This window comes from Ascidiimonas meishanensis, assembly GCF_037782385.1.
Taxonomy (GTDB): domain Bacteria; phylum Bacteroidota; class Bacteroidia; order Flavobacteriales; family Flavobacteriaceae; genus Ascidiimonas; species Ascidiimonas meishanensis.
Genome location: NZ_JBBEXD010000003.1, coordinates 283763 through 306316, shown reverse-complemented (window position 1 = coordinate 306316; position 22554 = coordinate 283763). Strand labels below are relative to the sequence as shown.

General features: G+C 33.0%; 25 protein-coding genes. 8 read left to right on the top strand and 17 right to left on the bottom strand.

Going from position 1 to position 22554, the window contains the following annotated elements; translation table 11 throughout:
* Positions 1-37 precede the first annotated feature (37 nt).
* On the top strand, positions 38-811 hold the full coding sequence (locus WBG07_RS06425) for a hypothetical protein (RefSeq protein ID WP_340199699.1): 774 nt from the start codon (positions 38-40) through the stop codon (positions 809-811).
* Here the strand turns inward: WBG07_RS06425 and WBG07_RS06420 are convergent.
* The gene (locus tag WBG07_RS06420; protein WP_340199698.1) at positions 794-1393 is read right to left on the bottom strand and encodes a thioredoxin family protein; all 600 of its coding nucleotides are present in this window, start codon (positions 1391-1393) and stop codon (positions 794-796) included. The two genes, WBG07_RS06425 and WBG07_RS06420, sit on opposite strands and share 18 nt — an antisense overlap.
* Before the next feature lie 117 nt (positions 1394-1510).
* Here WBG07_RS06420 and WBG07_RS06415 point away from each other — a divergent pair, with 117 nt between their 5' ends.
* Genes WBG07_RS06415 through WBG07_RS06405 form a run of 3 tightly spaced genes read left to right on the top strand, consistent with a single transcriptional unit; the run spans position 1511 to position 3331 of the window.
* Positions 1511-2086: a DNA-3-methyladenine glycosylase I gene (locus WBG07_RS06415; protein WP_340199697.1), complete on the top strand. Its 576-nt coding sequence runs from the start codon at positions 1511-1513 to the stop codon at positions 2084-2086.
* A 44-nt stretch (positions 2087-2130) separates the two neighbouring features.
* Positions 2131-2661 (top strand): hypothetical protein, encoded by a 531-nt coding sequence (locus WBG07_RS06410; RefSeq protein WP_340199696.1) that lies wholly within the window; start codon positions 2131-2133, stop codon positions 2659-2661.
* Between the two features lie 10 nt (positions 2662-2671).
* The gene (locus WBG07_RS06405) at positions 2672-3331 is read left to right on the top strand and encodes a DUF2490 domain-containing protein (RefSeq protein WP_340199695.1); all 660 of its coding nucleotides are present in this window, start codon (positions 2672-2674) and stop codon (positions 3329-3331) included.
* Here the strand turns inward: WBG07_RS06405 and aat are convergent.
* The 4 genes from aat to WBG07_RS06385 all read right to left on the bottom strand — a co-directional run bounded on the left by aat (position 3305) and on the right by WBG07_RS06385 (position 6878).
* The gene (aat, locus tag WBG07_RS06400) at positions 3305-3955 is read right to left on the bottom strand and encodes a leucyl/phenylalanyl-tRNA--protein transferase (protein WP_340199694.1); all 651 of its coding nucleotides are present in this window, start codon (positions 3953-3955) and stop codon (positions 3305-3307) included. The genes WBG07_RS06405 and aat overlap by 27 nt on opposite strands.
* Before the next feature lie 200 nt (positions 3956-4155).
* Complete coding sequence (locus WBG07_RS06395; protein WP_340199693.1) at positions 4156-5529, bottom strand: short-chain fatty acid transporter; 1374 nt, start codon at positions 5527-5529, stop codon at positions 4156-4158.
* 93 nt (positions 5530-5622) lie between these two features.
* A complete protein-coding gene (locus WBG07_RS06390) occupies positions 5623-5994 on the bottom strand; it encodes a DUF3127 domain-containing protein (protein ID WP_340199692.1) in 372 nt (123 codons plus the stop codon).
* A gap of 2 nt (positions 5995-5996) precedes the next feature.
* Positions 5997-6878 carry a flavin reductase family protein gene (locus tag WBG07_RS06385; RefSeq protein ID WP_340199691.1) on the bottom strand — a complete coding sequence of 294 codons (882 nt, stop codon included), beginning with the start codon at positions 6876-6878 and terminating at the stop codon, positions 5997-5999.
* Between the two features lie 121 nt (positions 6879-6999).
* Here WBG07_RS06385 and WBG07_RS06380 point away from each other — a divergent pair, with 121 nt between their 5' ends.
* Entirely contained in the window at positions 7000-8148 is a 1149-nt protein-coding gene (locus tag WBG07_RS06380; RefSeq protein WP_340199690.1) for a sensor histidine kinase, read from the top strand.
* A gap of 19 nt (positions 8149-8167) precedes the next feature.
* Positions 8168-8530, top strand: a complete 363-nt coding sequence (locus tag WBG07_RS06375) for a hypothetical protein (RefSeq protein WP_340199689.1) — start codon at positions 8168-8170, stop codon at positions 8528-8530.
* On the opposite strand, the gene WBG07_RS06370 is transcribed toward WBG07_RS06375, so the two are convergent.
* Positions 8523-8915, bottom strand: a complete 393-nt coding sequence (locus WBG07_RS06370; protein ID WP_340199688.1) for an HIT family protein — start codon at positions 8913-8915, stop codon at positions 8523-8525. The genes WBG07_RS06375 and WBG07_RS06370 overlap by 8 nt on opposite strands.
* Positions 8916-9003: 88 nt before the next feature.
* On the bottom strand, positions 9004-9480 hold the full coding sequence (gene greA / locus WBG07_RS06365; RefSeq protein WP_340199687.1) for a transcription elongation factor GreA: 477 nt from the start codon (positions 9478-9480) through the stop codon (positions 9004-9006).
* A 115-nt stretch (positions 9481-9595) separates the two neighbouring features.
* On the opposite strand from greA, the gene WBG07_RS06360 reads away from it, so the two are divergent.
* Complete coding sequence (locus tag WBG07_RS06360; RefSeq protein WP_340199686.1) at positions 9596-10051, top strand: hypothetical protein; 456 nt, start codon at positions 9596-9598, stop codon at positions 10049-10051.
* 58 nt (positions 10052-10109) lie between these two features.
* Here the strand turns inward: WBG07_RS06360 and WBG07_RS06355 are convergent, their stop codons facing one another.
* A complete protein-coding gene (locus WBG07_RS06355) occupies positions 10110-12533 on the bottom strand; it encodes a TonB-dependent receptor (RefSeq protein ID WP_340199685.1) in 2424 nt (807 codons plus the stop codon).
* A 307-nt stretch (positions 12534-12840) separates the two neighbouring features.
* On the opposite strand from WBG07_RS06355, the gene WBG07_RS06350 reads away from it, so the two are divergent.
* Positions 12841-15288, top strand: coding sequence for an ATP-binding response regulator (locus WBG07_RS06350; protein ID WP_340199684.1), 2448 nt, complete (start codon positions 12841-12843; stop codon positions 15286-15288).
* Here WBG07_RS06350 and WBG07_RS06345 read toward each other — a convergent pair.
* The 9 genes from WBG07_RS06345 to WBG07_RS06305 form a co-directional block, all read right to left on the bottom strand.
* The gene (locus WBG07_RS06345) at positions 15285-16640 is read right to left on the bottom strand and encodes a sigma-54-dependent transcriptional regulator (RefSeq protein ID WP_340199683.1); all 1356 of its coding nucleotides are present in this window, start codon (positions 16638-16640) and stop codon (positions 15285-15287) included. The genes WBG07_RS06350 and WBG07_RS06345 overlap by 4 nt on opposite strands.
* 113 nt (positions 16641-16753) lie before the next feature.
* On the bottom strand, positions 16754-17050 hold the full coding sequence (locus tag WBG07_RS06340; protein WP_340199682.1) for a hypothetical protein: 297 nt from the start codon (positions 17048-17050) through the stop codon (positions 16754-16756).
* 591 nt (positions 17051-17641) lie between these two features.
* Entirely contained in the window at positions 17642-17938 is a 297-nt protein-coding gene (locus WBG07_RS06335) for a hypothetical protein (protein WP_340199681.1), read from the bottom strand.
* A 202-nt stretch (positions 17939-18140) separates the two neighbouring features.
* Positions 18141-19694 carry a DUF4301 family protein gene (locus tag WBG07_RS06330; protein ID WP_340199680.1) on the bottom strand — a complete coding sequence of 518 codons (1554 nt, stop codon included), beginning with the start codon at positions 19692-19694 and terminating at the stop codon, positions 18141-18143.
* Positions 19688-20260, bottom strand: coding sequence for an AAA family ATPase (locus WBG07_RS06325; protein WP_340199679.1), 573 nt, complete (start codon positions 20258-20260; stop codon positions 19688-19690). The genes WBG07_RS06330 and WBG07_RS06325 overlap by 7 nt, the downstream gene beginning before the upstream one ends.
* Positions 20221-20853, bottom strand: a complete 633-nt coding sequence (gene pnuC, locus WBG07_RS06320) for a nicotinamide riboside transporter PnuC (RefSeq protein ID WP_340199678.1) — start codon at positions 20851-20853, stop codon at positions 20221-20223. The genes WBG07_RS06325 and pnuC overlap by 40 nt, the downstream gene beginning before the upstream one ends.
* Positions 20837-21097, bottom strand: a complete 261-nt coding sequence (locus WBG07_RS06315; RefSeq protein ID WP_340199677.1) for a thiamine-binding protein — start codon at positions 21095-21097, stop codon at positions 20837-20839. Before WBG07_RS06315 ends, pnuC begins: the two co-directional genes overlap by 17 nt.
* On the bottom strand, positions 21094-21843 hold the full coding sequence (locus WBG07_RS06310) for a geranylgeranylglyceryl/heptaprenylglyceryl phosphate synthase (RefSeq protein WP_340199676.1): 750 nt from the start codon (positions 21841-21843) through the stop codon (positions 21094-21096). Before WBG07_RS06310 ends, WBG07_RS06315 begins: the two co-directional genes overlap by 4 nt.
* Positions 21844-21861: 18 nt before the next feature.
* A complete protein-coding gene (locus tag WBG07_RS06305) occupies positions 21862-22494 on the bottom strand; it encodes a 4'-phosphopantetheinyl transferase family protein (RefSeq protein ID WP_340199675.1) in 633 nt (210 codons plus the stop codon).
* Between the last annotated feature and the right edge of the window lie 60 nt (positions 22495-22554).

The following is a 22554-nucleotide window of genomic DNA, read 5'->3' as shown; positions in this document are numbered from 1 at the left end:
ATTTAAAGGCTTTTTACGCCCTAAAAGTTACAGGAAAATGAGTCTTAACAATCGTCAATTATCATTTATAATTACGTTTTTTATAATGTGCTTAATAGCACTTACCCTTTTTAATATCTCGTTGAGTGGTATTAAAGAGCCGGAATATCTTTTTGAAATGGCACTAGATGAGGAGGAGCTATTACTTGAAGAAATTCCAATGGAAGAAGAAAAGCCTATGGATGATATTGCCAAAACCCATATGGCATACAATCAAGATGCTAAAAGTAAGTTTGAAGAAGAACTCAAAGAATTCAAGACTTTGGAAGAGTTGATGGAGGAGGCAAAAAATACGGAGTCTGAAGACGCTGAAAATAGCGATAAGGAATCTAACGACAGCTCAGAAGAGACCCAAAATGAATCAGAAAATGAATTGCTCACCTCTGCTGATGGGCGTGGTTCTGTAGCTACTAAATCTGAAATCAAGAAACGTACTATAGACTCCAAAGGTGATAATACTACTGATGAAGTAAAAAAAGCTACAAATGTTTTTAGAAGAAACACCACCATTAGTTATTCCTTAAAAGATAGAATGCATACCAAATTACCAAATCCTATTTATACCTGTGAACAGAATGGTAAGATTGTTATAAATATTAAAGTAGATAGGTACGGAAACGTGTTGGAAGCCTCACACAATAAATCCAGTTCAAACTCTTCTAATGGTTGTTTAGTAGATAACGCTATTGCTTATGCTTTGCGTTCTAAATTTGAGTCGGGCGTAAAGGATAATCAATTAGGCTCTATAACATACTCATTCCAGAATCATTAATTTGGAAAGATCCTCAGCTGTATTTTGGCCTTTATCTTTATTATACCAGAGTTGCAGGTCTTGCTTAAATTCTGGGGTAAGTGTACCAAATTGATTTTTAAACGCTTCAACTGCGGCGGTAGCTTTAGATGGCCTGGGGCCCCAAGTATTCAAAACCTCACCTGAAGCATTATCTATTACTAATAACTTAGGGATTGATTTGTTGCCGTTGGTAAGATATTGATTCATTAAATCTTCGTTTTCATCCCGTAAGCTCACTTTTAGCTCTATTTGATCATTTAAAGCGGCCATTTTTTCCATAATTGGGATGGTGTGTGCTGCATCGCCGCACCAACTTTCAGTTAAGACTAACCAAGTAACATTTTTTGAATGTTCTTTTACTCTTTCCTGTATTTCGGGAGCTAATTTAACCGTTTTATCAAGTCTTTTCATTCTACGATCATTAAGCATGGTATAGTTGCTTAAAGCTTCACTTTGATCAAATCCAGTAGATGTTCCCAATACCACATGATGTGATACCAAATTCCTATATTCCATATATGATTTTGCACTTTCTAATGCCTTTACCAGTGCTTGATTCATAAGACTATTCATAATTTATTCAAAAATAAGATTAATTAATTTCTGCATTAAGCGGAAGTTGTATTTTAGTAGTAAATAATAAAAATCCTTACAGAGTATTATATTAATTTTGATATTATGGGAAAATCAAGATGTGGATGGTGTGAAGGAGATGCACTTTATGAAGCTTATCATGATATGGAATGGGGGGTGCCCGTTTATGATGATGATACGCTATTTGAATTCTTAATTCTTGAAACGTTTCAAGCTGGACTGAGCTGGATTACCATTTTGAGAAAACGTGAAAACTTTAGAGCGGCATTTGATGGTTTTGATTATAAGAAAATTGCAGCCTATTCAGAAGATAAGTTTGAAGAGTTAATGCAAAATTCGGGAATCATTCGTAATAAATTAAAGATAAAAGCCACCATTACCAATGCACAAGCATTTATGAAAGTACAAGAAGAGTTTGGTAGTTTTAGCAAATATATCTGGAATTTTACAGATGGTAAACCCATTCAAAATAGTTTTGAAGATTATAAAAACGCCCCAGCAAACACCCCTCTTTCTGATACCCTAAGTAAAGACCTTAAAAAAAGAGGATTCAAATTTGTTGGAACAACGGTAATTTATGCACACATGCAGGCAACAGGCATGGTAAATGATCATGAAGTATCTTGTTTTCGTTACAATGAAGTAAAGCAATTATCATGAAGTATTTATGGGTTTTTATTTGCTGTTTTATCACTTGCCAAAGTATGGCACAAAAAAAGTATGAAAAGGAGTCAAGAATTTCTAAAAAGGAGTTTCCAACCGATGCTGAAAACTTACTTCAAAAATATCTTCATGATGCCAAAAGGATTCGTTTTTACAAAGAAACGGATAGCAGCAAAACCAGTTATGAAGCCAAGTTTAAAAAACATGGTAAAAAGTATAGCGTAGAATTTGATATAAATGGAATTTTAGAGGATATTGAAGTTGAAATGAATTTCAATGAGTTACCCGATAAAGTACAAGAAACAATTTCAAGCTATCTCAAACAAAACACCAAAAAATACACGATTAAAAAATTGCAAAAGCAATACTATTATAAAAAAGATACAGATTTGATATATCTTACTGAAATTGCTTTTAACAACGGGAATTCAGATTTCATTAATTATGAGATTGTAATCTGGAGATTTCAGGAAAAAGAGTCAGGCATGGCAGAACTAACTTTTAATAAAAACGGTGAATTCTTAACGGAAAGACCTTTTGCCCAAGCATCTTATGACCACATTCTGTATTAAAAGTTCTTTTTTGATCTTAATTTTTATATTGTTTTCCCAACTGGGATATGCACAATCTGATCTGATAGGTTATTGGGAACCTGAAGTTTCTTTCAATTATGCTGTGACCTCTAACTATCGGCACAACTTTGGGATTCGCAAACGCAGTTTTATATATACTGATGACCAAACAGAATTAAGACTCCGCCAGATAGATATTTCTCATTTCTCAAACTGGAAAGTGAATGCTAATGAAAGTCTTGGTGGTGGTATTTTATATAGGTTTAGAGATGGTTTTGAAGGCGGCTCTAATGAATTGAGAATCACACAGCAATACAATTATGCTATAAGACCCGTAGCAATACGTTTTGGACATAGAATAAGAGCAGAACAAAGAATTACTACTCTTAAAACAATTCATCGATTTCGGTATAGATTTGCAGTAGATTTTGCGCTTAATGGAGAAAAAACAGATATTGGAGAGGCATATCTTGCCATTTCCACCGAAGCGTTGCTTAGTGTTGCGAAAGCATCTTTACCAGCGTATGATCACCGTCTTACCATTCAGATAGGATGGCTTCTTACGGACAAATTAAGGTTTCAAACCGGCACCGAATATAGATCTGAAAACTTTGTAAAGGGTACGGAGCCTGTACTCCTATTTTTATCGTCTCTGATCTTTTCCATTTAAAATTTCAAGAAACTCACTACGTGCAATTTCTTCGGCTCCTAAACTCTCTAAATGCTCTGTATATACTTGACAATCTACAAGCTTATAGCCTTTGCCATTTAATCTTTTTACTAATGAAATAAAGGCAGCTTTTGAGGCATTACTAACTTTACTAAACATACTCTCTCCACAAAAAACGTGACCTAAATCTATACCATACAACCCACCTACCAGTTCTTTGTCTTTCCAGACTTCTACAGATACTGCTAATCCCATTTCATGTAAGGCAGTGTACCCCTTAATCATGCTTTCAGTAATCCAAGTGCCCGCTTGACCAGATCTCTTTACTGCGGCGCAATTTTGAATTACCTCCTTGAAATTTTGATTGTACGTAATTGAAAAATAATTATTCTTCAAGATTTTTCGCATGCTAGAAGAAATTTTTAATTTTTCTGGATACAGTACCATTCTAGGATCTGGACTCCACCATAAAATAATATCCTCCTCTTCAAACCAAGGAAAAATACCACTATTATAAGCAAGTATTAATCTTTCTGGAGAAAGATCACCTCCTACCGCTACAATTCCATCCTCAGAAGCACTCTGAGCCGGAGGAAACTCTAATTTATCCGTAAGATAAAACATACTATTCTTTTAAATTAATGGTATTCAATTCTTTATTCCTAAAAAAAAATACTTTTTCTTTGTTTTTCTAATTTTTTTGATCAAATTTGTTAATGTCTTTGCACTTCTTTATATTTTCATCATTGCTTTTTGAGTTTGTGTAAAGACAAACCTAAAACCACAACATTAAGTCCCGATATAACCTATCGGGACTTTTTTATTTAGAAGATTAGCAATCCTATAATATAAACGCACATTCCTACCATCATAATTAGCAATGTATATGGTAATATTTCTTTTGCCTTTAATTTCGTGATTCCTAATAATGGCAATGCCCAAAAGGGTTGTAACATATTTGTTAATTGATCTCCATATGCAAGTGCCATTACTGCTTTAGGCAATGGCACGCCTAGTTTCATTGCAGACTCAATTATAATAGGGCCCTGTACAGCCCATTGTCCTCCTCCACTAGGTACAAAAATATTAACAATACCCGCACTGAAGAACGTAAATATGGGCAAGGTAACCTCATTACTTACCGAAACAAAAAAAGCAGATAAATCTCCTACCATACCACTGCTACTCATTACACCCATAATTCCAAAATAGAGTGGAAACTGAATGAGAATCCCAGAGGTTCCCTTAATGGCTTCTTCTAGAGCATTTAAGAATTCATTAAAATTTCTATGCATGATGACTCCAAGGCCTAACATAAAAATATTAAGAAAATTAGGAGTGATCGTCAAATTAGTTAACTGACCTTTGTATTGAAAAAAAGAGGCGAGTAATATAAGCACTCCAAATATAAGAGAAAGAATTCGAGAACGATCTAATTTTTCAGACCCACTAGCCTTTGCTTCTTTCTTATGCTTAGTTTGATACGCTTCCAGATAAATCTCAGTGGGTTTAACAGTCTTATTAATTCTATAAAACACCATGGGAACTAGCCATAGTAAAACGACAAATATAATAAGATTTGATACACTAAAAATAGTCTCTCCTGTACTAATAAATTTAGGTATTTGATTATCTACAGGAGATTTTAAACCTTGCATTAATTGCGAGAGATGACCTTTTTCGGCTACTTTTAAAGGAGCAGAACCACTAATACCGCCGTGCCAAACCATTAATCCAACATATCCACAAGCTCCAATCAAGGGATAGTTTATTGGAATCTCATTTTTCTGCGCATGCTCACCCACTTTACGCGCCATAATTGCTCCAAAAATAAGACCGAGCCCCCAATTAAAAAAAGAGACCAAGAGTGTTGAAAAACTTACTAATACAACCGCATTACCCGCATTGCTTATGCTACTTACCAATTTATTTATAAACATACTCATAGGCCTACTTAAAACAAGAATATGCCCCAGAACCAATATAAGCATCATTTGATAAGCAAAAACCAATAATCCTGAATTCCAAATACCCTGTTCCCAATACTTTAAAATGGTAATCAAATGATTATGGTCTCCAAAATTACCCGTGAAAAAAAATGCCATTACCAATGTAAAAAGCGATAACAGTACAGCAATTGTAAAAGGAGAGGGAAGATATTTCCTAAATAAGGTTTCTATTAATGTAGTGATATTCATTCACAAGCATTTTTACAAATAAAAAAGGCCTACTGAAATTGAGGTATACTCTTTTCAGCAAGCCACTTTAAATTGAATATTTCAAAGGAATTCCTAGAAAGGAAGATCGTCGTAATCCTCTTCTTTAAAATCGGTAGCAGGTTCAAAAGCATCCGCAGGTGGCACTTCCGGTATTCCTTGAGCCTGTTCCTGAAGATTTTCTATTCTCCATCCCTGTATAGAGTTAAAATATTTAGTTTCACCTTGTGGATTCACCCATTCTCTTCCTCTAAGATTTATACTAACTTTTACATTCTGGCCTACCTGAAAATTATTGAGTAGGTCACATTTATCCTGCACAAATTCTATCATAATGTGTTGTGGATATTGTTCTTCTGTGGTAACTACCATTTCGCGTTTTCTAAAACCATTATTACCATATGTTTTAGTCTCATCAACAAGTTTAATTTTTCCCTGTACTTCCATTGTTAAAATAATTGTTTTGCCAAAAGTACTTTCCAAGCAGAAAGCACTTCATTTTTATTTATTAATTCTTTTGCCCAAAGATGCAATTTGTTTTGATCTCCTGAACTTAAAACTGCTTTAGTTTCCAATGAACCAGATACAAATGCTTCTATTTCTTCTTCTGTAGGTATTTTTTCAATATTCCCAAGTATTCCCAAGTCGTTTCCTGAAAGTACTTTGCTTAACCTAATATTTTCTGGAATTGCATCTACTCCAACACCTAAGGTTGCTAATGGTTTGGGAACTTCAAATAATCCTTTATTAGCTCTACCATACCAATTTCCTCCCATTCTACTTACCAAATCAATTTTATGTTGATCAATTCTCTCATTTTCATCCAAAACAGCATCATTGATATGCATTTTTACAATCTCACAAAGAATAAGATTTCCTGCACCACCTTCATTTCCTAATTCAATAATATCACGCACCTTACACTCAAATTGTACAGGAGATTCTGCAACACGAAAAGGCTTAACCAAATCTGAAGCTAACATAGTGAGACCAGCTTTCTCAAATTCATTTACCCCTTCAGGATACTCTGTACTTGATAGAGACATTTGTTGTACAATGGCATAATTCACTACATTTATTACTACTTCACCTGTTTTTTTTGCATTCTCATAAGTATGTTTTGTGCTATTATCCCGAACCCTGCGATTAGGCGAAAAAATCATTACGGGTGGATTAGAACTAAATACATTAAAAAAACTGTACGGTGATAAATTAGGGATTCCATTCTCATCTATGGTACTTGCAAAAGCAATAGGTCTGGGTGCTACTGCTCCCAATAAATATCCGTGCAATTTGCCTGTTGAAATTTCTTTAGGTTCTATAGAAAGCATGAAACAAATTTGTTTGCTACAAAAATAGTCAAACTAATACAGGTGTAAAAATCATTTAAAGCCATAGACAATAATTTTAAAGCTTTTACCTTATATTTAGATCAATAAGCTTTTAGCATCTATGACTTTTAACAACCAAAGTGGGAATATTCGTAGTATCCTTATTTTATCATCTTTCCTTATCGTATCGTTGATTTTATGGAACACCTATGCATTTTTTCAAAAATTCAAAGAGGAAGAACGCACCAAAATGCAGGTTTGGGCTTCTGCACAAAAGGCATTGGTTACTGCCCCCAAAGATGCAGATATTGAATTGGAACGCACTATTTTAGCGTCAAATAATTCTAACCCAATGATTCTGGTAAACATTGAGGGACTTACCTTTATCAGTAATTTTAAAGAGGGGCAAATTGCTGATTCTTTGTTTATCAAAAAAAAAATTACTCAGTTCTCTTATGAAAATAGTCCTATTGAAATTACTCACGAAGGGAATAAACTAGCTACGCTATACTATGGTAATTCTGAAGTGTTGAATAAATTAAAATATTATCCTTTAGCTCTTCTTTTAATTATTATTCTTTTTGGAGCAGTAGTATATTTTTTCTATCGCACCTCTAAAGCCTCTGAACAAAATAAACTTTGGGCTGGTATGGCAAAAGAAACTGCGCATCAAATAGGCACACCTCTATCTTCGTTATTGGGTTGGGCAGAAATTCTAAAAACTGAAAACATAGACCAATCTATCACTACAGAAATAGAAAAAGATATCTCAAGATTGCACATTATTACAGAACGATTTTCAAAGATTGGCTCTAAGACCATACTAGAAAAATTAGATGTTGTAAACCAAACTAGGGAGGCCTATACGTATATAAGAGACAGAAGTTCTAAATTGATTGAATTTCATTTTGAATCGCCAGATGAACAGGTGTTTGTTAAGATGAATTCACAGTTATTTAGTTGGACAATAGAAAACCTCGTTGTGAATGCAATTGATGCTATGAAAGGAAAAGGGTCTCTGAAGTTAAAGGTTATACATAAAGAACCTTATGTTCATATACGTATTTCAGATACCGGAAAGGGAATACCCAAAGGTAATTTCCAAAAAATATTTGACCCTGGATTTACTTCTAAAAAGAGAGGATGGGGATTAGGTCTTTCTTTGGTTCGTAGAATAATTGAAGACTATCACAACGGTAAGGTAAAAGTTTATTCGTCTGCTATCAACAAGGGAACTACTATGCAAATTACATTAAAAACAATTGAATAATGCCCCAAATTGATAACCTATGGCCACTTTTAAAGAAAAGAATATTTTAATTAAAGAAGCAAAATTAACTAACAATTGCCCGGAATGTTTTTCTAATGAAGATTTAATACTCTACTTCCATCAACTCATTAAAAGCAATAGATTTTATATGAAGGTTACAGATAATGTTACCAAAACTATTGTATGTAATAAATGTAAATCTACTATCTATCCTGTGAATTGGACAGATGATATAGAACGGGTATTTGATTATTTTGATAAAATGGTAAAACCTAAAAAGGCTTCTTTAAAATTTACATCAGCAGCCTATATTATTATAGTATTATTTATAATACTAATAGCAACCGTAATCACTTTGTTATTTTATAAAGGAATTATTTAACCGCTTCACTTACTTTTTTCGCCAGTAGTGAGAATTCTTCCGGACTCATTTTCACCTTGTGTTGAAAGCTCATTTCTTTCATGTCATTCAATGGTATTAAATGGACATGTGTATGTGGCACTTCTATACCAATTACCGCAACTGCAACCCGCATACAAGGAACTACTTCTTCTAAAGCATGTGCTACTTTTTTGGAAAATTTTAAAAGTCCGGTGTAGGTTTCATCATCAAGGTTCCATATTTTATCTACTTCCTTTTTAGGAATACATAATGTATGACCTTTGGCATTAGGATTTATATCAAGAAATGCCAAAAAATGTTCATCTTCAGCTATTTTATAACAGGGTATTTCACCTTCAATTATTTTTGTAAATATACTTGGCATTATTTCTTACTATTTAGCGTTAGTGCTTTGTAAAAATAAAAAATCCTCCACCGAAAAACAGTAAAGGATCAATTCTTTTGTAGAAAAATTAAGACCGAGTAATCTCTAATATTTCGAAATTCAGGGTTCCATTGGGTACTTTAATTTCTGCCAGATCACCTACTGATTTTCCTAAAAGACCTCTCCCTATAGGGGAATTAACAGAAATTTTACCTGCTTTTAAATCTGCTTCACTTTCTGCAACCAATGTATAGGTCATTTCCATGCCATTAGTTTGGTTCTTTATCTTTACTGTAGATAAAACCAAAACCTTAGATGTATCTAATTGAGATTCATCAATAAGACGTGCATTTGAAAGCGTTTCTTCCATCTTAGAGATTTTCATCTCGAGTAAGCCCTGTGCTTCCTTGGCAGCATCATATTCTGCATTTTCTGAAAGATCTCCTTTATCTCTTGCTTCTGCTATTGCCTGTGAAGCTTTTGGTCTTTCTATACTTTTTAATTGGTCTAATTCGTTACGTAGTTTTTTTAAACCCTCTGCGGTGTAATAAGATACGTTGCTCATAACTTCATCATTTATTAAATACAAAAAATCCTCTCTACCGAGAAGATTCATTTCAAATATACAAAATTTTATTCAAGTTTGTTTTTGTCGTAAATTGCATTAAAATTGAATGGTGATGAGAAAAATTTTGTTGGTTTTAGGAATCTTGGCATTTCTATCCTGTGATAATGGTAGATCTGGTGACAGAAACCCATTTTTAAGAGAAGCTTCTTTCACTTTTGAGATTAATCTTAACTTACCTTTATATAACGGGTTAACTACCATTGGAAATGCAGTTTACATCAGCAACCCAAATGTTGGAACCAGAGGTATTTTTGTTATCAACGCTGGAGCAGGTATTGGCAACAATGGATATCTTGCCTGGGAAGCCAGTTGCCCAAATCATGCACCTAATAGTTGTTCTACTATGACAATAAAAGGAGGCACTAATTGTATTTGTTCTTGTGAGGAATATGAATACACACTCTTTACGGGGCAGTTGTTAAGTGAACCAAATAGTGAATCTCGTGTATATGGACTCCTAAATTATCAAACGCGGGTTAATGGTAACATCATTACTATTTTTAACTAACAAAACCCGCTCCTATAGATAAGAACGGGTTTTATTAACTCTTCTTCTATTATTAATTTTAGAATTTTATAGTGGCTCCAGCAAGAAAGTTAATTCCAGCCTGAGGATAATAACCAGCACCTTCTACAGTGGTTATGGTTCCCGGATTACTAAAATCGTCATCAAAGGTGAAAAAGTATCCATTTGACACAAACTGCTTATCAAAAATATTATTCACAAGTACACTAAAAACTATAGATTTAAAGAAATTATTAGTTTTTAGCTCGTAACTCACGTTAAAGTCATTAACGAAATAACTATCTAATTTAGAACCTTCTGCATCAATATTACCCATATACTGCTCTCCAACATACTTAGAAAGGAAAGAGAACTGTAAATCTTCTACTGGCATATAAGTAAACTGATTACCCGCTATTATATTAGGCGAAAAGGAGATATTGGTATCTCCTAAATTTTGAAGCACCCCATCTCGCTGAAAAAAGAAGTCTTTATTTTTGTTGCTACTTATAGCGAGGTTAGGGCGTACTGATAATTTCTCAGAGATCTTAATCGCTGCATCAATTTCAAGTCCTAAACGATAGCTATCACCAACATTAGCTCTAAGAGGGAATCCTGAATTATCTAGACCTCCTGTTAACACCAGTTGATCTTTATAGCGCATATAATACACATTGGTATTAACCTTTACATTAGGTGTTAGATAACGCCATCCCAGTTCAAAATCATTCAGTTGTTCCGGTTTTGGACTTCCATTTTCATAGTCTGAACGATTTGGTTCTCGATTGGCTCGTGCGTAAGAAAAATAGAAATTATTCTTTTGATTTAAAGCATAGGTAATTCCTGCTTTTGGATTGAAAAAGCTAAAATTATCATCCACTAAAAAGGGATCTCCTCCAAGTAATTCTCCATTAGCTTCATAATTTACTAATCTTAATTGAAGATCTCCAAATAATGAGAGCTTATTGGTGAGCTGATAATTTAATTTACCATATACATTAAAGTCTGTTTTATAAGATACACTTTCATAAAGTCTATCAAAGGGTTCTGAGTCAACAGCAACTCTAGCCCATATTAATTCTCCAAAATGGTCTCCTATATAACGATTCCAAGCACCGCCAAAAATGAGCTCTGTTTTGTCGTTTTTATAATTAACAGAAAAAGTAGTTCCATAAAAATCATTATCTAACCATCTTCTTCGCACATTATCAGTAGCCGTTATGCTTTCGCCATTAACCGTTATAGGGTCTAAACCTAAAAAGTCAAGATTTGCATCCGGACCAAAAGCAATATTTTGAGTAAACCACTCGTCTACGTACTCTTCAAAAAAACCTCTTCCATACGTATAATGTAGCGCTATATTGGTACTCCATTGCTCGTTCCATTTTTCATTCCATAACAATTGAACATGATCTTGCTTATAATTATCCACTTGGTCTTCATAGAAACCAATCGCATTTCCCTCTTCATCAAATTGCTGTCCTGCGGGGTTAAATGTTCTATTGGTTCTAAGTGTCTCGGCATCTACTCCAAACCATGATTGATAGGTTACTTCCTGCCCACCAAAAATGAGTGCTTTAATAAGTGTATTTTCATCAATATAGGAACCTTGCAAAAAATATGATTTTAAATCTGAAGCAGCACGGTCAATATACCCATCTGACTTAATTACTGATAACCGCCCTGCCAGTTCAAAATGATCATTCATTCTACCGGTATTAAATTTAAGCGTATGCTTTTGGCTGTTAAAACTTCCAAAAGAGTTTGATATCTCCCCAGAAGATCCTTCGGTTACAGCATCGGTTAACAGATTAAGACTTGCTCCAAAAGCACCAGCGCCATTTGTAGAAGTTCCCACACCTCTTTGCAACTGCAAATTTTCTACTGATGAAGCAAAATCTGGTAGATTTACCCAAAAAGTACCTTGAGATTCTGCATCATTGTAAGGAATCCCATTTATGGTGACATTTACTCTTGTAGCATCACTTCCTCTCACCCTAATTCCAGTATAACCTATACCCGCTCCTGCATCACTGGTAGTTACTACTGAGGGCAAAAAATTAACCATAAAAGGAATATCCTGACCTAAATTTCTAGGTGCAAATTCTTCTTTGTCAAGATTTGAAAATGTAACAGGTGATTGTGCATTGGCTCTAACCGCAGATACTAATACCTCATCTAATAATACATCTTTTTCACCTAATTGAATATCAAGACGCGTATCTTTTGAAATGTTTACCTGTTTTACCAGTGGTCTTGGAGACAGAAAGCTAAATACAATACTGTGATTTCCCTCTGGTAATACCAATTCGTAATACCCATCAATATCTGTTTGGGTTCCATTAGTGGTGCCTTGTTGTAGCACGGTCACGCCGGGTAAGGGCGATCCATAGGTGTCATTAAAAACTCCGTAAAGTTTGAATTGCTGAGCCTCTAAAGCTTGTATCGCTAAAAAAGAGACTAAAAAAATAAATAAACGTTTCATTCGTAAAAAGTTAGTTTACGAATAAAAGGGGTTATTATTCTAAGATTAATATTTGTTTTTTTACGATTAAAACGTCGGCCAAGTCGTTTTAATCGTATTTACTATAACGCTCCGATAAAATTCGTCTTAAGCCGAATTTCGGGCCCTTCCCTTGGCAGCATTACCTGCCCAGGTTCTTTGGGTATGATCTCAGCTTTCACCTATTTTTTAGGCTTCAGCACCCCTTTGAGATGGCGCAAAACTACGAATACAGATTCATTTTAAAAACAGTTTTTAAATAAACTTTTTAGGTTAGTAAAATAGACGCATGAACGAAGCAAAAAGAAAAATAACTCTAAAAGTATTCTTTAGCTATTTAGCACTAGCGCTGCTAGTTGTAGTGGTGGGCTGGATTATTTATGGCGAACTTAATTCGTTCACAAAAGCCCAAATAGACGATACTAAAGAGAAGAACAAAATACTCAGAATTGGCAAGTTACTTACATTAATGTATGAAAGCGAAAGTTTTGCTAGAGTCGCTATACAATCTACAGATCCAAAACCTTATGCTAACTATTTAAAAAAGAATGACTCCATCTCCCTTGAAATTGAAGCTATTAAATCTTTAGTTGAAAGTTCTTCTCAAACCTCTTTATTAGATAGTGTACAAATATTACTAGATCAAAAGATAAAAAACATTTCAGATTTAAGGGAAGTTAGAATAAATGATACTTCACAGGAATTAATAAAAAAAGCGATTAATAGATTGGCAAATATGGAATCTACCTTAGGGCGTCTTACGGTAAATGATTTTATTGAAAACCCCGCAAATCTAAATTACAAGAATCGTAAAAACTTAGAAGAAACTATTACGATTCTAAATGGCTATATTCCCAGAGATTCAACTAATACCGTAAACCAAACTACATTGGACTCTATTGTAGTTGCCTCACGTACTATTCTTCAAAAGATTGAAGAGGAAGCATCCAGACAGCGCTTCTCTTTGCGAGTGAAAGAAAGACAATTACTTAAAAACGACTTAATTGCTACTCAGCAATTACGCACGATTCTTTCTAATATTGAAACTGAATTTCTTAACAATTCATCCCAGAAGACTTTGCAACGTAAAATGGTTTTAAAAAGAAGTATTAATATTGTTACCATTGCTGCTATAATTGGTCTTGTATTTGTGATTATTTTTTCACTGGTAATTTTAAATGATTTTTGGAAGAACCAGCGTTACAGAGAACAAATTGAAAAAGCCAATACGTATACAAAGTCTCTATTAAATAGTAGAGAACAATTAATCTCCATGGTTAGCCATGACCTTAGATCTCCTCTTAGCACTATTGTGGGCTATACAGAGCTTATGCAAAAGATTCCTCAAAACTCTAAGGGCTCTTATTATATAGAACGAATTAAAAGTGCTGCTACTTTTGTTACTCAATTGGTTGACGATCTCTTAGATTATAACAAATTAGAAGCCGGAAAAATACATATTGAATCCATTCCTTTTAATCTTGAAAAACTTGTTAATGAAACTGCCGAAAATATAAAATCTATTTATAAAGAAAAGCCAATAATACTGCAAATATCTGTTCATAATACGCTTCCAACATTGCTTATTGGAGACCCTTTTCGTATTAGACAAATAGTTTCTAACTTAATTGGAAACGCTTTTAAATTTACAGAAGAAGGTTTTATAAAAGTAAATATTAAACTTAAAACAAATCAAGCTGGAAAATCGTTTGTTCATATTGAAATAAAAGATACGGGTGTTGGTATTCCCAAAGAAAAACAACAACTTATTTTTGAAGAATTTACACAGGCAGATACTTCCATAGAAAAAAAGCATGGCGGATTTGGGCTAGGACTTACTATTTCAAAAAAGCTAGCTCATTTGCTAAACGGACGCCTTTCTCTTGAAAGTAAAGAGGGTAAAGGCAGTTTGTTTTCATTTATTTTTCCGGTGACCTTTTGTGAAAAACAACAGTTGAATACCCACAAAGAATTTTCCCCAAATCAAAAAGAATTAACAGCAATTGTTATTGATGATGATGAAATATTAATAGAATTAACTAAAGAAATTCTTAACCAAAATGGTATACAAGCATTTACGTTTGATTCTGCCAAGGCTGCTCTTAATAAAATTCCAAATCTCAAATATGATTTCATTATAACAGATATTCAACTTCCCTCCATGAATGGATTTCACTTTACCGAAAAGCTACAGTCAAATCCTATATTTAACTATCAGCAACAACCTATAATTGCGGTTAGTGGAAGAAAAAATTTAAAAAAGAAAGACTATCAAGAAGCTGGTTTTGCAGCTTTTATTATAAAACCCTTTTTGCCAGAACACCTAATGACCGAGATTCATTCTTGTTTAAGAATTCATAAAGGAGTAAAACTTTATACTTCCAAAGATTGTACAGATCTTAACCAAGCATTTAATCTAAACTCTTTAAAATCTTTTTTAGACAATGATCAAAATGTACTAGACGAACTCTTGGAAACGTTTATTCAAAGTACACAAAAAAATTTAGAAGAGATCTCACTTTATATTGAAGATAAAAATCTAATTGGCCTACAAAAAATAAGTCATAAAATGTTAACCATGTTTCGTCAAATCGAGGCATCAGAAGTATTACCTCATTTAGCATATTTTGAATTTATAAAGGTTTTTGATGCCAAAGAGATTGAATTTCACTATCAAGAATTAAAATCTGCTATTCACTTTATATTTGAGCAAATACAAACTAAACAATACTATTAGGCATCAATTTGATATTCCTTGATTTTATTATACAGTGTTTTGCGTGTTATTTTTAGCAATTTAGCTGCCTGAGATTTATTATTATCAGTTTCGGCAAGCGCATTAATTATAAGTAATCTCTCATTTTCCTTTTTTGAAAAAGAACGAACCTCAGAAGTGAGTTCGTGTATATTGCCAGTTACAATTTCTGAAGGTAATACCGATTTTTGAATAATATTTGTTTGAGTTAACAAAACAGATCTTTTAATAACATTTGAAAGCTCTCTTAAATTACCAGGCCATGGATATTCTTGGAAAAGTAAGATTACCTCATCTGAAAAGCCTAAAATATTTTTATCTAATAATTGATTTGCTTCTCCAAGAAAATAATCGGCAAAAATCATTAGATCTTCTTTGCGTTCATACAGTCTGGGCACTTGTATTGAAAACTCATTTAACCTGTGGTATAAATCCTCCCGGAATTTTCCTTGCCTTACCACTTTTAATAAATTCTCATTTGTAGCTGTAATTAGCCTTATATCAACAGCAATTTCTTTGTTGCTCCCAATAGGTTTTATCTTTCTTTCTTGCAAAGCTCTTAGCAACTGAATTTGATTTTCGTAAGATAAATTTCCAACTTCATCTAAAAAGATAGTTCCATTATTTGCTGCTTCAAAATGTCCCTTTTTATCATTTACAGCGCCTGTAAAAGAACCTTTAATATGCCCGAAAAATTCACTTGCCGCAATTTCCTTTGGAATTGCACCGCAATCTACGGCCACAAAAGGGTTGTTTTTTCTACCACTATTTTCATGAATGGTTCTTGCTACCACTTCCTTACCAGTACCACTTTCTCCAGTAATAAGAACTGACATACCAGTGGGAGCTACTAATTTAATATATTCATTGAGTTTATTAGAAGCACTGCTAACACCCTTAATAGAAGTTCCATAAGCTTTTGTTTCTTTTGATCTATTTTTAGAAGAAGAAGTTTTAGTTATAAAATTCTTTGACTTTTTATGCAATGCATTTTTAATCACTACTAATACTTCATCTTGATTAAACGGTTTTGATATATAATCAAAAGCACCTTTTTTCATGGCGCTTACAGCCATTGAAACCTCCGCGTAGCTCGTCATTAGAATCACAGGAATATCATCAGCTAATGCTTTAATTTTAGTCAATAAGTTAATTCCGTCATCATCTGGTAATCTAACATCACTAAAGATGAGATCATATTTTTCTTTAGAAATTCTATTCAGTCCTTCCTTTGCAGTATGTACTGTTTGTACTTTAAAGTCGTTTTTTATTAAAAAACGCTCCAGCATTGTAGAAAACGTTATATCATCCTCAATTAACAGTATTTTGGGCATTTCTTTCCTCCATTTACACAAAAATAGTAAGTAATTTATCTTCGTTGATCAAAAATTCCATAAAAAAAGGATGGTTTCTTACCATCCTTTTCTAAGTTTAACTTTAAGAGCACTTATCTATGCAGAAGAATCCCAAATTGATTCAGGAATACCGTAGTGCTCTTTACACCTAAAACTAACTCTATTTTATACTCTTTTAAACTGTTAGCATGTATTTTATTAATCACACCTTCAGGATACTTTTCCGAAAGATAATTTAAAACCAAATTGGGTAAATCTCTGATCTCTATATGGTGAAAATCCCGATTAAAAACTTCTTCAACAATACCATCGTGAAAAATAACTGGAGTAGTTGCAAAAGACGCAAAACCTCCTAAAGCAATGGTTGATATTATAGCTAATTTTTTCATATACCATGTTTTTTTATTGCTACTTTCTACTATAATGAAATAGTCATGCCAAAAAATGAGTTCAAAAATATAATTTTAACTAGCTAATAAACAGTATTTTATAAGACAAGATTAGATTGCAACTAAATGAAACCATACTGTATGTGTATAAAATTAAATCAAATCGTATAATTAATATACAGTTTGCAAATATTGAATAATTAAACAGAGGCAAATATGCTATTCTAATTAATATCTCTACAAGTTTACAAACTAATTAATTCTTGCTAAATAGGTTTAATTGATCTTAAATCCAGAACTTAAATACGGAAAACTTAGCGAACCAGTAACGGTCTCCTTCAATTCTCCAGAGATAAACCTATATTTTTATGATCTGCTTTTGAAAGCTTTATTCATTGTATTTACTTTAGCCCTTTATTGATATCAAAAATCATAAATGAATGCGGTATGTATTGACTGAAGTAAAATAATTTTGAAAAGATTACATTACTGACAGAGGTTCTTCTTATTTATGAATTATCGGGTAACAAAAAAACCACCTATAGATGGTGGTTTTCATATGCTAATTCTAATAAAAGAGGTATTATTCATTTATTCATTTATCCATTCGCCTGCTTCGGTAGCATATAACGTAGTTGCTTCCTCGCCAATAGTAACTTCTAACTTATATTTTTTCTCTTCATTAACATATGCTTTTGCAATTTCAGCTCCTTCAAAGTCTGCTGCAAACGCATCTTTAATAGCTTGGGGTAATTCTTCAATCGAAATTTCTACAAACTCTTCATTTACTAACTGAATTTTTAAAAATTCGTCTGAAATTGAATTGGAAGTTGCGAATACTGAAAGACTTCCTAAGGCTATTACTGCTGCTAAAACTAATTTTTTCATAATTGTTATTTTAAATTTTACGTTATTTAAATTTATTTGATAACTATTATGAAAGAACCGTTCCAGCATTTAAAAAACACACAATTAGAATTTAATTATCTGATTTTCAAAAGATTAAAAAATTTACAATAATTACTATCTATCCATTTTTATTAAAAAACTGTATAATTAAGAAACAAGCTGTGTAACAAGTGTGTAAGAATTATATTTTAGGTTGATGTGCGTCCTTCAAAAGATCTATCACGGTTTTTACGGGATTGAATGTACTTAGTGGTACTTCTATAAAAATAGTATTCCATCCGGCCATTGCTCCATTCCATAAACCAGGTAATTCCAATCCTTTAAGTGATCTTCCTAGATATGTTTTTTCTGTAATAAACCCTTGATCAGTATCAACAAAATCTGGTAAATTGTATTTTTCACCTTTATAATTTTTAATTGAACAAACAAGATCCACCGGATTGAAATGAGTTGAAGATTGAAGTAATTGGTGCTGTTTCTTATCTTGTTTGTTAATTTGGGCAGATTCTACAATTTGAAGCGAAACTTCTCCTTCACTATTTCTTACCCAAAAAGGACCTCCACCAGGTTCTCCCACATTTTTAACCATCCCGCAAACGCGAATAGGTCTATTCAAAGCTTTATAAATTAATGCTTTTTTTTCTGAGATTGATACCCCAGATAGATTTTTAGTAAATCTTATATTCAAATCTTTATATAAGAAATTAATAATCTCTTCTATTTCGTCTGAATTTAGCGAAGTAGCATCCAATTTTTTTGAAAATTCAAATACTTTCTGCTGAATCTCTAAAAGTTTACCTGCAAGTACTTTTTTATAAACTGCCATTTCTGGTTGTAAATGATTTACCACCACATTATCAATATTCTTAATAAAAATAATATCGGCATCCTGATCATTTAGATTTTCAATAAGCGCTCCATGTCCTGCTGGTCTAAAAACTAGCGCTCCCTCATCAGTTCTAAAAAAATTATTTTCTGGAGTTACCGCAATCGTATCTGTTGTTCCCTTTTGAAAAGAAAAAGAAACATCAAAGGAAACTCCGGTATCTGATTCTACTCTTTTCTTTATGTACTCATATTCTTGTCTAAATTTATCCACATGAGCTTCAGAAATGGTAAAGTGTAATTTTGCTTTTTGACTGCTTGTGCAATAGATCGCTGCCTCGTACAAATGTTCCATAAACGCGCTCGCAGTATGTTCCTTATAATTATGAAAGGGGAGCAATCCTTTTGGAAAATCTCCATAATCAAAACCCTTAGAAAGCAGCATTTTTTCCACAAAAGAGTACGCTTGTCTCCCGTCTTCTATATTTGATAATTCTAAACCTTCTTTTTGCAACGCTTGCTTAACTTTATCATAAAAAGGGAGGTTTTCAATCTCATGAAAGAAAATAGCGATTGATTCAAGATTATTTATCTTAATATATTCACTTAAGCTTTGCTTTTCTGCGTCAAATTCTTCTAAAAATTCAAAAAGCACCTTAAACATTCTAGAGGCAGCTCCTGAAGCAGGTACAAACTTCAAAAGACTTAGTTCAGCTATTTTTGATTCAAATAGAAGTATATAATTTTCCTTCTCTACTTCTGAACATTTAATAATACCGTTTCCAAGTGTAGCCGAATCTTCTAGCGAGATAAAGGGTATTCCTCTTTTAAAAATCTCTAGTTGTCTCTTTACTTGAGATTCAGATATATTTTTAGTTACTAATATAGCATGATCCTTTGCTGTTAACATTTCTTTTGATTTAATAATTTGTCTATTATTGAAACTGCTATTTGAAACCGTTCTTTTCTACTTCCTTTTATAAGTATGTAGGGCCGCTGATACAGATCTAGTGCCTGTTTAAAATAGATAAACATCTCTTCCCTATTGTCTGGTTTATCCCGTAAATCGTCTTTCTCCCAAGGAACATCAATATTGGTAAGCAAATAAAGGTCATATTTATTTTGCAAAGCATATTTTTCGAGTAAAGGATTACAATTTCCTACATAATACGCTTCAGAATACACCTTGGTTTCCAGTAAATCTGTATCACAAAATAAAATATCTGACACCTTCCTAGTTAACTTATTTTCTGTTGCAATTTGGCCTATTGCTATTGGAATTAAATCATTGGGTTCACAAATTTTTTGTTCTTTATCCCATTTATCTTGCAGGTATTCACGGGCATACTCTGGTACCCATAATGTATTATAATAATTTGCAAGTTGTCTTGAAAGTGTCGTTTTTCCGGTAGATTCAGGACCGTATAAAACTACTTTTAAGATATTACTGGGCTCTTGCCTAAGCTTTTCTTCCATTCCAAATAACCTTGAATTGCGAGAATCGTAAAAATAAGATATTGCAAAGATAACATTCCTAAACCTCTATAAGCATAGAGTGGTACCGTTATCAAATCTGCTATGATCCATAAAATCCAATTTTCAATTTTCTTTGTCGCCATATACCACATTGCAGTAAAAAATAAGCCAGAAGTGAAAATATCTATATAATTCTCTGTTTTGATTTCTGCCCCAAAATATTTATAAACACCATACGTAACCAAAAAGGTGGCAACACACAATAACAACCCTATAATTTTCTCTCTTAAGTTAGTGCTGGAAATTGTCACAAACTTAGTATTCCCATTTCTTCTAGCCCAATTATACCAGCCATAAACACTCATTACAGAGTAATAAAAATTCATAGACATATCACCAAAATATTCAGCCTTATACAACAAATAGACCGTAATCACAGTAGCAATCAAACCGGTTGGATAGACCCATATATTCTCTTTTTGGGCATAAAAAACACTGGCAATACCAAAAATAAATGCAATAGCCTCCAAAACAATCAAACTCCAAGTAGTTTCTTTATAGCTATTGATAAAAAAATCAATAATTTCGTTCATAACTACTTCGGTCTGTTTTTACCATTTTTATATATAAGAGAACATTTTCACTTTTCTCAAAAATTATTTTAATTTCAGCCGTAAGATAGTGCATGAGTTCATCGTAATTTCCGTAAATCTGCGTACTCATAGGGTTTTCAAGCACTTTAAAGCCAGATTTACGAAGTTGTTTAATAAAGTGAATTATAGGCTCTTCAAAATCATTTTGAAGTGGGGTCAGCGTAAGCTCAACTGATAATTTCATGGTAGTATTGAATGATTTATTGCTTGAAAAAATGTAATGTCTTTCTCGAAGGCGGTACCTATTACCACCATATCTGCGCCAGCATCATAAGCTCTGTTAATATCTTCTAAAGATCTTATGCCTCCACCTACAATCAACGGTATAGAAATACTTTTCTTAACACTGGCAATAACCTTTGCGTTTATTGGTATCATTGCCCCACTTCCAGCCTCTAAATAAATAAGTTTATTTCCTAATAATTCACCTGCAAAAGCTGTGTCTGTTATAAGAGACAAATCATTCATTGAAATGGGTGTTGTATGACTCACCTTTTGTACAGTAGTTGTAGTGCCTCCATCTATGAGAATATACCCCGTAGAAATTGTGTCCATAGGTTGTTTTCTTAAAATAGCTGCAGAGCGTACCTGCTTTTCAATTAAATATTCCGGATTACGGCCAGATAAAAGCATCAGAAAAAGTAACGCATCTGCATTAGACGCAATCTGTTGCTCATCACTAGGAAAAATTAAAATAGGAAGTGACGTTAAGGGTCTTATTTGTTGAACTAATTTATAAGTAGCGCCTATTTTTACAGTACTTCCACCTACAAAAATATGCGTTGCAGGAGATTGATTTATTTGGTTTATTGATTTCTGTGCCGTTGCAAGTACAAAATCTTCTGGGTCAAGCAAAACAGCAAGTAATTTTTCTCTCTGTTTGAGTGAAGCTAATAAATGCTGGTAAGTAAATCCAACTTGATTTTTCATAAGCCGCGTAATAGTTGACTAAGGTATTACTTTTATAGCATAAGAACACATATAGCCATTTATGGAAAAATAGTTAGCTTTATACTTCGCATATTTCCCTTCATATAATACCCACGCAATAGCTTCATCCTCGGAAACATCAAAAGGAAGCACTTTTATGTGGTCTTTGAAACTTACACCTTTGGTAGCGAATGCTTTATACAAGCTTTCTTTAATACACCAAATAATACTTAATTTTTGGGTAAGCGCTTTTTCATTAAGATAATTGTATTCATAATTAACAAACTTGTGACCTATACGCTGAATCTTATCTCTTATTAATTCAATATCAATTCCTACTTCATCTGTCTCACTGATTATAATCGCAGAAAATATAAAAGAATGTGTAATAGAAATATGTTTTCCATCAGACAAATGCGGTTTTCCTTTCTTATCATAAAAAAGCTCATAAGGTTCATATCCAGCAACTTTCAATAATTGTCTAACACTCAAAAATCCACGTTGATGGATTTCAGATTTCATGTTAGCAATACGGTCTTCACAATTTTTTGTTATCGTAAGATTTTTATTTAATTCATGTAGGTTTTCTTCTATATTCCAAATATAAACTGTAATTTTGTTATTAACTCTTATAGTTTTGTGAAGAGGCATTGATTTTTAAAGTTAATGTGTACCTTTGCAAAAAGGTAAATTGCTAATTATTAAAGATTA